A 12,625-nucleotide genomic window follows, 5' to 3' on the forward strand; every position below is an offset into this window, starting at 1 on the left:
TCGAGGCAGACCGCCTGGAGCCGCAGGAAGGGATGGAGACCGTGACACGACCCAGGATCCTGGTGGTGGGCGCAGGCTTCGCCGGTGTGGAGTGCGTGCGCCGGCTGGAGCGCAGGCTCGCCCCGGACGAGGCCGACCTCACACTGGTGACGCCGTTCTCGTACCAGCTCTACCTGCCGCTGCTCCCCCAGGTGGCCTCCGGCGTGCTGACCCCGCAGTCGGTCGCGCTCTCCCTGCGCCGCAGCGAGAGGTACCGCACCCGGATCATCCCGGGCGGGGCCATCGGTGTGGACCTGAAGTCCAAGGTCTGTGTCGTACGGCTCGTCAACGGCGAGATCGTCGACGAGCCGTACGACTACATCGTGCTGGCCCCCGGCAGCGTCACCCGCACCTTCGACATCCCGGGGCTGACGGACCACGCCTTCGGGCTCAAGTCGCTCGCCGAGGCCGCTTACCTGCGCGACCACGTCATCTCCCAGCTCGATCTGGCCGACGCGAGCCACGATCCGGCCGAGCGGGCCTCGCGGCTGCAGTTCGTGGTCGTCGGCGGCGGCTACGCGGGCACCGAGACCGCGGCCTGCCTGCAGCGGCTGACGCACGCCGCCGTCAAGCGCTACCCGCGCCTCGACCCGGGCCTGATCAAGTGGCATCTCATCGACATCGCGCCGAAGCTGATGCCCGAACTGGGCGAGAAGCTCGGGCGCAGCGCGCAGGAGATCCTGACCCGGCGCGGCATCGAGATCTCGCTGGGCGTCTCCATCGCGAAGGCGGGCGCCGAGGAGGTCACCTTCACCGACGGCCGGGTGGTGCCCACCCGCACCCTGATCTGGACCGCCGGCGTGGTCGCCAGTCCGCTCATCGCCACGCTCGACGCGGAGACCGTCCGGGGGCGGCTCGCGGTCAACGCGGACATGTGCCTGCCGGGTCACGACGGGGTGTTCGCGCTCGGCGACGCGGCCGCGGTGCCCGACGTGGCCAAGGGCGACGACGCCGTGTGCCCGCCGACCGCGCAGCACGCCCTGCGGCAGGGCCGGCACGTCGCCGAGAACGTCATCGCGACGCTGCGGGGCCTGCCGAGGCGGCCGTACGTCCACAAGGACCTCGGACTCGTGGTGGACCTCGGCGGCACCGACGCGGTGTCCAAGCCGCTCGGCGTCGAACTGCACGGCCTGCCCGCCCAGGCGGTGGCCCGCGGCTACCACTGGTCGGCGCTGCGCACCGGTGTCGCCAAGACGCGGGTGATGACCAACTGGCTGCTGAACGCGGTCGCCGGCGACGATTTCGTGCGCACCGGATTCCAGGCGCACAAGCCGGGGAACCTGCGGGACTTCGAGTACCTGGACGCCTATCTGACGCCGGAGCAGGTGCGGGAGCACGTCGCGGAGGCGGGCCGGGCGGCGCGGTGACCCCGGGGGCGGGGGACGGTTCGCGCCCGGCGGCGGAGGGAGCCGGGCGTGGGTGTACGACGGGAGAGAGTGCGGCGGAGTGAAGGCGGCGGGACGCTCGGCGCGGACATGGCTGCGGGACCACCTGGCGGCGTCCGACCCCGGTCTGCTGCGGCTGACGGCCGGGCTGCGGACGGTGGGCGCGATCGCGCTGACGCTGGCCGTGCTCGCCTCGGCGGGGTTCGACGTCACCCGTCTGGTGGCGGGGGCGATGGCGGCGATGGTCGCCACCTTCGCCATCCGGGAGAGGCAGCGCGGCGCCCAGGCCCTCACGCTGGCCCTCGGCCTGCCGGTGGCGCTGGTGTCCGTGTCGCTGGGCGCGGTGCTCGGCGAGCGCGTCGTCGTCGGGGACGCCTTCTTCGTCGTCCTCATCTTCGCCGCGGTGTACGGCCGCCGGTTCGGGGACCGCGGGACCGCGCTCGGTCTGATCGGCTTCCAGGTCTACTTCGTGTCGCTGTTCGTCGGTGCCTCCACCGCGCAGCTGCCGGGGCTGTGGGCGGCCCTGGCCGTCGCGTTCGCGTGCAGCGCCCTGGTGCGGTTCGCGGTCGTCCCCGTGACGCCCGCCGGTCTGCTGCTGCGGCTGCGGACGGCCTTCCGGGCCCGGCTGGGCCGGCTGGTCTCCGCGCAGCTGGCGCTGCTGGACGCCGGTCCCGACGACGTGGACAAGGCCCTGGAGGACATGCGGGAGGGCACCGCGCGGCTGCACGAGACGGCCCTGATGATCCAGAGCCGGCTGGAGGAGGGCACGCCGGACGAGCCGACGGCGCGGCTGGTGCAGCGCCGGATCGCGGACGCGGAGATCGCCGCCGAGCGGCTCGGTCTGCTGCTGCTGTCGGCGCGCAGCGCCCAGCGGGCGGACACCCTCACCCTGCACCTGCCCGGTGCGCCCGCCCCCGAGGTGGGCCGGCTGCCCGGCCCGGACGAGGCCACGGCCGTACTGCGGCGGGATCTGCTGGCGCTGCGGGCGCTGGTGGTGCGCACCGGGGCCGGGGGGACGGGCGTGGCCCAGGTGCGCAACCGGCTGCTCGGTTACCGGGACGAGGAGAACCTGCCGGTCGCCACCCCGGCGGTGCGGGACGTGTTCCGGGCGGTCGGTGAGACCGCGCGCGCGGTCATGGGGCTGCGCGTGGCGCTGGAGGGGCCGCAGGACGAGTCGGACGACAGTCCGGCGACGGCCCGTTCGCGGGAGGAGCTGGACGCCGAGGACGCCGCCATCGACGCCGGGGAGGAGACGGAGGCGGCCGAGCCGCCGAAGGGGCTGCGACGGCCCACCACGCGCGCCGCCGTGCAGGTCTCCGTGGGGTCGACGCTGGCCATCGTCGGGGGCGAGCTGCTGTCCGCGCACCGCTGGTACTGGGCGGTGCTGACCTGCTGGATCGTCTTCATCAACACGGCCTCGACCGGCGAGATCCTGGTCAAGGGCTACCGGCGGCTCCTGGGCACGGTGTTCGGGGTCGTCGCCGGAATCCTGCTGGCGGCCCTGGTGGGCCGGCACACCTGGACGGCGTTCTTCCTGGTGCTGGTGCTGATCTTCGCCATGTTCTACACGGCGCCGCTGTCCTACACGCTGATGTCGTTCTTCGTGACGGCGATGCTCGGGCTGCTCTACACCCTGCTGCACACCTACAGCTGGGAGGTGCTGGTGCTGCGGGTGGAGGAGACGGCGCTGGGGGCGGCCTGCGGGGTGGTCGCGGCGGCGCTGGTGCTGCCGGTGCGCACCGACCGGCGCACCAACGAGCTGCTGGTCACCGTGCTGGAGCGGCTCGCCGAGGTGACCGAGGCCGCCGTCGGCCAGCTCAGCGGCGGTCCCGCCGGCGACCTGCTGGACAAGGCGCGGGAGCTGGACCAGGCGCTGGGCGACCTGCGCGCCGCCACCCAGCCGCTGACGCATCCGGTGACCCCGCTGCGGGCCCGGCGCACCACCGCGCGCTATGTGGTGGCGCTCCTCGAGACGTGCGCGTATCACGCGCGCTCGCTGGCGGCCACGGCGGAGCTGCTGCCGACCCATCCGTCGATCGCGGCGGACCCCCGGCTGCGCGGGGCGGCGGGGCGCACGGTGCGCAACATCGTGACGATCGCGGACCGCGTCGCCGACGAGGACGTCACCGTGCCGGTCGAGACCGGCCCGAGCATCGCGTCCCTCCTGGGCGGTGACGGCACCGCCCGCTACGGCCGCATCACCGGCCGCGTCCTGCGCCACCTGGAACGCCTGGACGAGGCCGTGGTGGGCCTCGCCCGCCCCCTGGCCGTCCCGGTGAGGACCCCCGACCGCTGAACCGCGGCCCCCGGCACGCCTCCTCCGACGACCGGACGATCACCCACACCGGCCCACGCGTCCGCCCTCACCCGGCCCCCGCACACCGGCGCCGGCCGGCTCCGCCCATGGGTACGGCCCCGGTCGGTGCCGGGGCCGTGCGCGCGGGCGGGGGTCAGAAGTCGGTCGGGAGGCCGCTGGCCTCGGCTATGCCTCGTAGCTCCTCGTTCTGGCGGTGGCGCTCCCTGATGTAGTCGGCGATCTCGTCCAGGCGGGAGGGGTCGGCGGCGGTCGCCGCGTCGGTGACCACCCGGACCGGTCCGGTCTCGTCGACCTCCAGCTCGACCACCTCGTTGTCCAGGCGGCCGGTGACGGCGGTGGCGATGACGAGGGCGGCCTCGTCGCGCACCTCCTGGGGGAGTTCCTCGTCCCCGCCGTCCAGCGCGAGGTCCATGCCGGACAGCCGGTGTTCCTCGATCGCCTGGAGGACCGGCTCCACCACGTGGAGCAGAAGCCGGTAGTCCTCGGTGTCCATCCTGACCCGCAGGAGGTCGAGATAGACGTCCACGGGCCTGCCTTCCGGGGGAATCTCGGATTCGCTCATCCGCTGCGGGTTCCCCGCACGCCGCGGGTCATACGGCGGCCGGGGTGCCGGCCCCGGGCGCGTCCTGCCCGGCCGTCGCCAGCCAGCCGCGCGCGGTGGCGAGCGCGTGGCGTACGTCCCGGGTGCCGGTCGTCACGCACAGGGTGTACGCCAGGTCGCCGGTCCGCGGGTCCGGGCCGGCCGGCCCGCCTCCGGCCGCCGTCAGGGCCTCGTACTCCTCGACGAGCCGGCGCAGCACGGTGGGATGGGGCTTCAGCATGGGTCTCGCTTCCTGGTGGGGGCGGGCGTCGCTCACGCCGTCGCCGAGTGTCCGCCGGTGCCGCGGCGGCCGGTGCGCTGTCCCATCACGTCGGCGCGCACCCGGGCGCAGCTGCGGCTGATGAGACGGGAGACGTGCATCTGGGAGATGCCCAGCCGGTCGGCGATCCGGCTCTGGGTCATGTCCTCGAAGAACCGCATGTAGAGGATGGCGCGTTCGCGCTCCGGCAGCCTGCGCAGGCCCTCCTTGGCGGACTCGCGGTCGACGACGATGTCGTAGGAGGCGTCCGCGGCGCCGAGGGTGTCGGCGAGGCTGTAGCCGTCGTCGTCGGAGGACAGTTCCGCGTCCAGGGAGAGGGTGCTGAAGCTCTCCAGGGCTTCCATGCCGGCGCCGACCTCGTCCTCGGTCAGCCCGGTGTGGGCGGCGATGTCCGCCACGGACGGCTCGGGGCTGCCGGGGTTCTGGGTGAGTTCGCGCCGGGCCACCCGCACCTTGTTGCGCAGTTCCTGCACCCGGCGGGGCACGCGCAGGGCCCACATCCGGTCGCGGAAGTGCCGCTTGACCTCGCCGGTGATGGTGGGGACGGCGTAGCTCTCGAAGGCCCCGCGGCTCGGGTCGAAGCGGTCGATGGCCTTCACCAGGCCAAGGGCGGCCACCTGGCGCAGGTCCTCGACGGCCTCGCCGCGGTCGCGGAAGCGGCCGGCGATGCGGTGGGCCATGGGCAGCCACGCGGTGACGAGCTCGTCCCGGACGGTGTCCCGCTCGGGGCCGTCCTCCAGGGAGGCCAGCCGGGCGAAGAGGGCGGCGGTGTCGGGGGCGTCGTCGTGCCGCCGGCGGGGGGCGGCGGTCGTCGTGTCGGAGGGGCCGGAACGATGGGCGGTCGTGTCAATGAGCATGCGGTTCGCTCCCGAACGGTGGTTTCAGGGATCTACCGCGGGAGGGCGGTCACCGGGACGCCCGGAGGGTCCACAGCAGCCGTACCACTCCCGCTGGCGCGCCTCCGGTCCGAAGCACGAACCTCCGATTGCCCCCTCGCCGGTGGAACAAACTCCACTTCTTCATGCGATCTGCCGGTGTCCGTTCCGGCTGGTCAGGGCAGGGGGACCACGGCGGTGATGCACTTGCCTCCGGCGGGCAGGTCGGACACCCGGATGTCGCGGGACAGCCGGCACACGATGGGCCAGCCGTGGCCGCCCGGACGGCGGCGTCCCTGCCGGTCGGCCGGCTCCACGACGACGGGCAGCTCGTCGCTGCGGTCGCTCACCGACAGACGCACTCCGGGACCGCTCACGTCGACCTGGAAGTCGGTGATCCCGCCGCCGTGCAGCATGGCGTTGGTGGTGAGTTCGGAGGCGACGAGCAGGACGTCCGCCAGTGCCTCGGCGTCGCAGGGGGTGTGGGTGGCCCGGCAGCGTTCGGACACCGCCCGGGTGACGGCCTCGCGGACCTCGGCCGGACGGCAGGGGGGAGGGGATCCGGCCCGGCGCTCGCCGGGCCGGTCGAGGGGCTGGGTCGTGTACTCCTCATACATCGTGCGGCTCCCTGATCGGTGACGAAGGAGGTGGAGAATGCCTCGGACCTCCCTTTTCGGCTCACCTGTCCCGGTAGCGGCAAACCTCCCGGCCGTTCGTCGAACACCCGGCGTCCTGCCTGTCGTCCGATCGGCGCACGGGGGTACGCGGACGGTATGACCGATGTGGTGGACTCGGACGAACTGATGCGGCGCATCCAGCGGGCACGGGCCTGCGCGGCCCAGGAGGAGCGGACCTGGCGGGCCCGGGGCGACGAGCTCGGGCGGGCGGGCACCGGTGATCCCGGCGCGGCGCGCGACGCCGAGGTGCGCCAGGTGGCCTACGAGGTCGTCCTGCGGGTGCTGGACGAGATCCTGACGCCGGGCAAGCGCACGGCACAGGGCTGACCGTCGGGGTCGCACGGATTCCCGTGCGGATTTCCGTGCGGATTGAGGCGGGCCGCTGCCGGGCACCCGGGAGCCCATGACGGTCGATCACAGCCGGGCACCGGTTCTGGAAGCGCTGGAGGAGTACCACCGCAAGGGAAGGCTGGGCTTCACACCACCGGGGCACAAGCAGGCCCGCGGGGCGGATCCCGCGGTGCGCGAGGCGCTCGGGGACGCGGTGTTCCTGAGTGATGTGCTGGCGTCGGGCGGCCTGGACGACCGGCTCGTCCGGGGCCGGGTGCTGCAGCGGGCCCAGGAGCTGATGGCCGACGCGGTCCACGCCGACCACACCTTCTTCAGCACGTGCGGCAGCTCCCTGTCGGTCAAGGCGGCGATGCTGTCGGTCGCGGGGCCGCACGAGAAGCTGCTGATCGGGCGGGACGCCCACAAGTCGGTGGTGTCCGGGCTGATCCTGTCCGGGATCGAGCCGGTGTGGGTGGAGCCGCGGTGGGACGCCGGGCGGCACCTCGCGCACCCGCCGTCGGCCGACGACTTCGAGCGGGCCTTCGGCGCCCACCCGGACGCGCGCGGCGCGCTGGTGACCAGCCCGACGCCGTACGGCGCCTGCGCGTCACTGCGGGACATCGCCGAGGTGTGCCACCGTCGCTCGCGCCCGCTGATCGTGGACGAGGCCTGGGGCGCGCACCTGCCCTTCCATACCGATCTGCCGTCCTGGGCGATGGACGCGGGCGCCGACATCTGCGTCACCAGCATCCACAAGATGGGCAGCGGTCTGGAGCAGGGCTCGGTGTTCCACTTGCAGGGCGACCTGGTGCCGCCGGCGCTGCTGGGCATGCGCGCCGATCTGCTGGGGACCACCAGCCCGTCGGTGCTGATCCTCGCGGGTCTCGACGGCTGGCGGCGGCAGATGGCGCTGCGCGGCAAGGAGCTGATGGGGTCGGCGCTGGCGCTCGCCGGCGGGGTCCGGGCCGCGATCGAGGAGATCGACGGCATGCACGTCGAAGGCCGGGACGACTTCTGCGGCCCGGGGCTGGCGGACGACTTCGACCCGCTGCCCGGGGTGATCGATCTCGGCGGTCTCGGCATCACGGGGTTCCAGGCGGCGGACTGGCTGCGTGAGCACCGCGGTATCGACGCGCACCTGGTGGACCACCGCCGTATCGGGATGCAGATCACCCACGGCGACGACCGGGGGACGACCGGGGAGCTGCTGTCGGCGCTGCGGGACCTGGGCCGGGCGGCGCGGAACCTGCCCCGGGCGCCGAGGGTGGACGTGCCGTCGCCGGACGGCCTGCGGATGGAGCAGGCGCTGCTGCCGCGGGACGCGTTCTTCGGCCCGGCCGAGGACGTGCCGGTGGAGCGGGCCGCCGGACGGATCGCGGCCGAGATGATCACGCCGTACCCGCCCGGTATCCCGGCCGTCCTGCCGGGCGAACGGCTCACCGAGCCCGTGCTCCGCTATCTGCGGACGGGGCTGGACGCGGGCATGCACCTGCCGGACCCGTCGGACCCCGGTCTGGACACGGTCCGGGTGGTGGACGAGCGCGCCGCACGTGACCAGTGAAACAGGTCACGTGACCCGATTACCCGGACGCCACCGAAATGGTTTATCGTTCATTCATACGTGGTGGCGGAGTCGACCCCCCGTCCTCCGGACACCACTGCTTACGGCCCTGGCTGGCTTCCCCCGTCCAGCCAGGGCTTTTTCATGCCCGGACCAGGACCGGCGGCGGGAACCGGACGTCTCGTGTCCGCACGAGGTGCCCCGAACGGCCGCAGCGGCTGAAATGAACGTAGGGAAAGCACCGGAACCGATTGCCCGGCGAGGAGCCCCGCGCCATGACCAAAGCGATCAAACTCCTGACCGCCCTTCCCCCACCGCAGCGCGAGCGCCTGATGGCACTGGCGCGGGAGGTGTCCTTCCCCGAGGACACCCGCATCTTCGAGGCGGGCGGCACCGCCGACCGGTTCTGGGTGATCCGCTCCGGCGCGGTCTCGCTGGACCAGCGGGTGAACGACCTGCACCGGGTGACCGTCGCCGGTCTCGGCGCGGGTGACCTGCTGGGCTGGTCCTGGCTGTTCCCGCCCCACCAGTGGGATTTCGGCGCCGTGGCCTTCAGCCAGGTGCGCGCCTACGAGTTCGACTCGGCGGCCGTGCTCCGGCTCTGCGAGGAGGACCCGCCGCTGGGGATGGCCCTGGTGCGCAGCGTCGCCGAGGTGCTCGCCCACCGGCTGGAGACGACACGCGGCAAGCTGATGGAGCAGTACACGATGCACCGGCGCGGCGGGGCGCTGTAGGGCGGACCCGCGCCCGCCGGCGGCGTGGGCCCCGGTGTCAGGCTCCCGCGATGAGCGTCAGACCGAGGACGATCATGGTGGCGGCGACCAGCCCGTCCAGGATCCGCCAGGCGGTGGGGCGGGCCAGGAAGCGGCTCAGCAGGCGGGCGCCGAAGCCGAGCGCCGCGAACCAGCAGACGCTGGCCAGTACGGCGCCCAGGCCGAAGGTCCAGCGCAGCGGGCCGTGGTCGGCGGCGACCGAGCCCAGCAGGAACACCGTGTCGAGGTAGACGTGCGGGTTGAGCCAGGTCATGGCGAGGCAGGTGAGCACGGCCCGGCGCCGCGAGCCCGCCGCCTCGCCCGCCGTCTCCAGCCCGGTGGCGGCCGGGCGCAGCACCCGGCGGGCGGCCAGGGCGCCGTAGCAGAGCAGGAACGCGCCGCCGGTCCAGCCGACCGCCGTCAGCGCGCCGGGCCAGGCCACGACCACCGCGCCGACCCCGCCGACGCCGAGGGCGATGAGCACCGCGTCGGACAGGGCGCAGATGCCGACGACGGCGAGTACGGCGTCGCGGCGGACGCCCTGGCGCAGGACGAAGGCGTTCTGGGCACCGATGGCGACGATGAGGGAGAGGCCGGTGCCGAATCCGGCGGCGGCGGTGGTGAAGGCGCTGGTCATGCCGAGGACGCTATGGGCGGGAGGACCCTGCAGTACAGCTAATGATTCTTACGTAGCATGAGCTCCCGTGATGACGGATCTCCCGCTGGACCAGGTGCGGACCCTGCTCGCCGTGGTGGACGAGGGGACGTTCGACGCGGCGGCCGCCGCGCTGCACGTCACGCCCTCGGCGGTGAGCCAGCGGGTGAAGGCGCTGGAGCAGCGCACGGGGCGGGTGCTGCTGCTGCGCACCAAGCCGGTGCGGCCGACCGAGTCGGGCGAGGTGCTGGTCAGGCTGGCCCGGCAGACGGTCCGGCTGGAGCGTGACGCGTACGCCGAGCTGGGGCTGAGCGGGGCCGGGGAGCCGACCCGGGTGCCGGTGGCGGTGAACGCGGACTCACTGGCGACCTGGTTCCTCGGGGCCCTCACCCGCCTGCCGGCCGACTCGCGGCTCCGCTTCGAACTGCGCCGGGAGGACGAGGCCCACACGGCGGCGCTGCTGCGGGAGGGGACGGTGATGGCCGCGGTGACCTCGTCGCCGGACGCGGTGCCGGGCTGTTCCGTGCGGCAGCTGGGGCGGATGCGCTATCTCCCGGTGGCGCACCCGGAGTTCGCCCTGCGGCATCTCGCGGGACCGCTGCGGGAGGTACTGCCCGTGGCGCCGGTGGTGGTGTTCGACCGGAAGGACGACTTCCAGGACGGTTTCGTGCGCCGGCTCACGCGCGGACGCGCCGAGGCGAGCGCGCTGCGCCACTACGTGCCGGCCTCGGAGGGGTTCGCCGAGGCGGTCGCCGCGGGCCTGGGCTGGGGCATGGTGCCCGAGGCGCAGGCGGAACCCCTGCTCCGGGCCGGCCGCCTCACGGTGTTCGCCCCGGGCCGGGAGGCCGACGTCTCCCTGTACTGGCAGCAGTGGAAGCTGGACTCCCCCGCCCTGGCGGCGGTGGCGGCCGCGGTGACGGAGGCGGCGGCGGAAGCGCTGCGCCGCTGAGGGCCCGTCCGGCGTCCCGTCGGCCGCCCGCCCGCGTCCGGCGCCTGCGACCGCGCGGCCCCGGGACGCCGGTGCTCCGGCCGGCGCGGTGAGCGCGCCAGGAGCCGCGAGGCCGGACCGCCGGCCCCCTGGTCAGGCCCCCGCCAGGCTGTTCCCGGCGCTCTCCAGGAGCATGTCCAGCGCCGTCGGGTAGGCGCTGGTGACCATGCGGGTGGCCAGCAGGGGCGCGGCCTCGGCGATGCGGGGGTGGGTGGCGGCGGGGAGGCGGGCGTAGGTGGAGCGCCACCTTTCCTCGTCGGCGTGGAGTGCGGCGTCGGGCAGGGCCAGGGACGCGGCGTCGAGGGCGGCGAAGGCCAGCGTGGTGTCGATGAAGGCGTGGTAGACGCGGACCGTCTCCGGCAGCGGGAAGCCCGCGGTGCGCAGCACGTCGAGGACCGCCTCGTCGGCCGCCAGTTCGTTCGCCCGGCCGGAGACCCGGCTCGCCGTGAGGACGGCGGCCTGCGGGTGCGACACGTAGGCGGCGTGGATGCGCAGCCCGACGGCCCGCAGGTCGGCCCGCCACTGTCCGGTGGGCCGCCAGCCGTGCAGCGCCTGGCCGATCAGCGCGTCCCCGATGGCGAGGGTCAGCTCGTCCATGCCGCGGAAGTAGCGGTAGAGGGTGCTCGGGTCGCAGTCCAGGGCGAGGCCGAGGCGGCGGGCGGTCAGGCCCGTACTGCCGTGCTCGCGCAGCAGGCGCAGCGCCGTCTCGACGATCAGCGTCTCGGACAGGACCCGGCCGCTCCGCGTCGGCCTGCGACGCCGCCGGCGCTCCTCGGGAACCACGCGTTTGGGCATCGCCGTCTCCTCACGCTTTTATGCCAACACCATTGACCTTATGTCGTCGCGCGGCGTTGTATCTCCGGCCAGGGGCCCCGCACACATCCCGGATCCAGGGGGATCCACGAGGCAGAGAGGGAGTGCTCCGTCATGCGCGTACTGCTGGTGGGAGCCGGCGGCGTGGGTACCGCCGTCACCCGGATCGCGGCCCGGCGGCCGTTCTTCGACCTGATGGTGGTGGCCGACCACGACCCGTCCCGGGCGGAGGCGGCGGTCGCCGCGCTCGGCGCGGAGGGGACCCGGTTCCGTGCCGAGCGCGTGGACGCCGGCGACGAGGACGGGGTGGCGGCGCTGCTCGGACGGCACGGCTGCGACGTCCTGCTCAACGCCACCGACCCCCGGTTCGTGATGCCGCTGTTCCGTGCGGCGCGCCGCGCCGGTGCCACCTATGTCGACATGGCGATGTCGCTGTCCCGGCCGCACGCCGAACGGCCTTACGAGGAGTGCGGGGTCAAGCTCGGCGACGAGCAGTTCGCCCGGTCCGGGGAGTGGGCGGAGGCCGGTGCGCTCGCCCTGGTCGGGATGGGCGTCGAACCGGGCCTCTCGGACGTGTTCGCCCGGTACGCCGCCGACGAACTCTTCGACGAGATCGAGGAGATCGGCGTCCGCGACGGCGCGAACCTCACGGTGGACGGCTACGACTTCGCGCCGTCGTTCAGCATCTGGACCACGATCGAGGAGTGCCTCAACCCGCCCGTGGTCTACGAGGAGGGCCGCGGCTGGTTCACCACCGAGCCGTTCAGCGAGCCGGAGGTGTTCGACTTCCCCGAGGGCATCGGCCCGGTGGAGTGCGTGAACGTCGAGCACGAGGAGGTGCTGCTCGTCCCGCGCTGGGTGGACGCCCGCCGGGTGACCTTCAAGTACGGCCTGGGCCGCGCGTTCATCGACACGCTCAGGACACTGCACCTGCTGGGCCTGGACCGCACCGAACCGGTGACCGTGCCCGGCCCGGACGGCCCGGTGCGGGTCTCCCCCAGGGACGTGGTGGCCGCCTGTCTGCCCGACCCGGCGACACTCGGGGAGCGGATGCACGGCAAGACCTGCGCCGGCACGTGGGTGCGGGGCGTGAAGGACGGGGCGCCGCGCGAGGTGTACCTGTACCACGTGGTCGACAACCAGTGGTCCATGGCCGAGTACGGCTGCCAGGCCGTGGTGTGGCAGACCGCCGTCAACCCCGTCGTCGCCCTCGAACTGCTCGCCGGCGGCACCTGGTCGGGCACGGGCGTGCTCGGTCCGGAGGCGTTCCCCGCGGGACCGTTCCTGGAGCTGCTGACCGCGTACGGCTCGCCCTGGGGGCTGCGCGAACAGTGACCGCGCGCACGGCGTCCCGTTGTTTCACCGCCGGTCGA

13 protein-coding genes are annotated in these 12,625 nt (G+C 73.8%); 7 read left to right on the top strand and 6 right to left on the bottom strand.

Annotated elements, in window-relative coordinates:
• Positions 1 to 32 precede the first annotated feature (32 nt).
• Both IH50_RS0117570 and IH50_RS0117575 read left to right on the top strand, forming a co-directional pair.
• Positions 33 to 1,406, top strand: coding sequence for an NAD(P)/FAD-dependent oxidoreductase (locus IH50_RS0117570; RefSeq protein WP_030862516.1), 1,374 nt, complete (start codon positions 33 to 35; stop codon positions 1,404 to 1,406).
• 79 nt (positions 1,407 to 1,485) lie between these two features.
• The gene (locus IH50_RS0117575; RefSeq protein WP_030862518.1) at positions 1,486 to 3,720 is read left to right on the top strand and encodes an FUSC family protein; all 2,235 of its coding nucleotides are present in this window, start codon (positions 1,486 to 1,488) and stop codon (positions 3,718 to 3,720) included.
• A gap of 154 nt (positions 3,721 to 3,874) precedes the next feature.
• Here IH50_RS0117575 and IH50_RS0117580 read toward each other — a convergent pair whose 3' ends face one another.
• From IH50_RS0117580 to IH50_RS0117595, 4 genes are all read right to left on the bottom strand, one after another.
• The gene (locus IH50_RS0117580; protein WP_030862520.1) at positions 3,875 to 4,303 is read right to left on the bottom strand and encodes a hypothetical protein; all 429 of its coding nucleotides are present in this window, start codon (positions 4,301 to 4,303) and stop codon (positions 3,875 to 3,877) included.
• Positions 4,304 to 4,331: 28 nt separating this feature from the next.
• Positions 4,332 to 4,562, bottom strand: coding sequence for a DUF5133 domain-containing protein (locus tag IH50_RS0117585; protein WP_030862523.1), 231 nt, complete (start codon positions 4,560 to 4,562; stop codon positions 4,332 to 4,334).
• A gap of 32 nt (positions 4,563 to 4,594) precedes the next feature.
• The gene (locus IH50_RS0117590; RefSeq protein ID WP_030862525.1) at positions 4,595 to 5,458 is read right to left on the bottom strand and encodes a SigB/SigF/SigG family RNA polymerase sigma factor; all 864 of its coding nucleotides are present in this window, start codon (positions 5,456 to 5,458) and stop codon (positions 4,595 to 4,597) included.
• 194 nt (positions 5,459 to 5,652) lie between these two features.
• The gene (locus IH50_RS0117595; RefSeq protein ID WP_030862528.1) at positions 5,653 to 6,093 is read right to left on the bottom strand and encodes an ATP-binding protein; all 441 of its coding nucleotides are present in this window, start codon (positions 6,091 to 6,093) and stop codon (positions 5,653 to 5,655) included.
• Between the two features lie 156 nt (positions 6,094 to 6,249).
• Between IH50_RS0117595 and IH50_RS0117600 the strand changes: the two genes are divergently transcribed.
• The 3 genes from IH50_RS0117600 (at position 6,250) to IH50_RS0117610 (ending at position 8,778) form a co-directional block, all read left to right on the top strand.
• Positions 6,250 to 6,480, top strand: a complete 231-nt coding sequence (locus IH50_RS0117600; protein WP_030862532.1) for a hypothetical protein — start codon at positions 6,250 to 6,252, stop codon at positions 6,478 to 6,480.
• A gap of 76 nt (positions 6,481 to 6,556) precedes the next feature.
• Positions 6,557 to 8,044, top strand: a complete 1,488-nt coding sequence (locus IH50_RS0117605) for an aminotransferase class I/II-fold pyridoxal phosphate-dependent enzyme (RefSeq protein WP_030862535.1) — start codon at positions 6,557 to 6,559, stop codon at positions 8,042 to 8,044.
• A gap of 275 nt (positions 8,045 to 8,319) precedes the next feature.
• Positions 8,320 to 8,778 carry a cyclic nucleotide-binding domain-containing protein gene (locus tag IH50_RS0117610; protein WP_030862538.1) on the top strand — a complete coding sequence of 153 codons (459 nt, stop codon included), beginning with the start codon at positions 8,320 to 8,322 and terminating at the stop codon, positions 8,776 to 8,778.
• 37 nt (positions 8,779 to 8,815) lie between these two features.
• Here IH50_RS0117610 and IH50_RS0117615 read toward each other — a convergent pair whose 3' ends face one another.
• Positions 8,816 to 9,433 carry a LysE/ArgO family amino acid transporter gene (locus IH50_RS0117615; protein WP_030862541.1) on the bottom strand — a complete coding sequence of 206 codons (618 nt, stop codon included), beginning with the start codon at positions 9,431 to 9,433 and terminating at the stop codon, positions 8,816 to 8,818.
• 70 nt (positions 9,434 to 9,503) lie between these two features.
• Here IH50_RS0117615 and IH50_RS0117620 point away from each other — a divergent pair, with 70 nt between their 5' ends.
• Positions 9,504 to 10,400 (top strand): LysR family transcriptional regulator ArgP, encoded by an 897-nt coding sequence (locus tag IH50_RS0117620; RefSeq protein WP_030862543.1) that lies wholly within the window; start codon positions 9,504 to 9,506, stop codon positions 10,398 to 10,400.
• Positions 10,401 to 10,532: 132 nt separating this feature from the next.
• On the opposite strand, the gene IH50_RS0117625 is transcribed toward IH50_RS0117620, so the two are convergent.
• A complete protein-coding gene (locus IH50_RS0117625; protein WP_030862546.1) occupies positions 10,533 to 11,234 on the bottom strand; it encodes a TetR/AcrR family transcriptional regulator in 702 nt (233 codons plus the stop codon).
• 132 nt (positions 11,235 to 11,366) lie between these two features.
• On the opposite strand from IH50_RS0117625, the gene IH50_RS0117630 reads away from it, so the two are divergent.
• Complete coding sequence (locus IH50_RS0117630; protein ID WP_030862549.1) at positions 11,367 to 12,587, top strand: saccharopine dehydrogenase family protein; 1,221 nt, start codon at positions 11,367 to 11,369, stop codon at positions 12,585 to 12,587.
• Positions 12,588 to 12,625: the final 38 nt, after the last annotated feature.

Source organism: Streptomyces sp. NRRL S-37 (assembly GCF_000721605.1).
Lineage (GTDB): Bacteria > Actinomycetota > Actinomycetes > Streptomycetales > Streptomycetaceae > Streptomyces.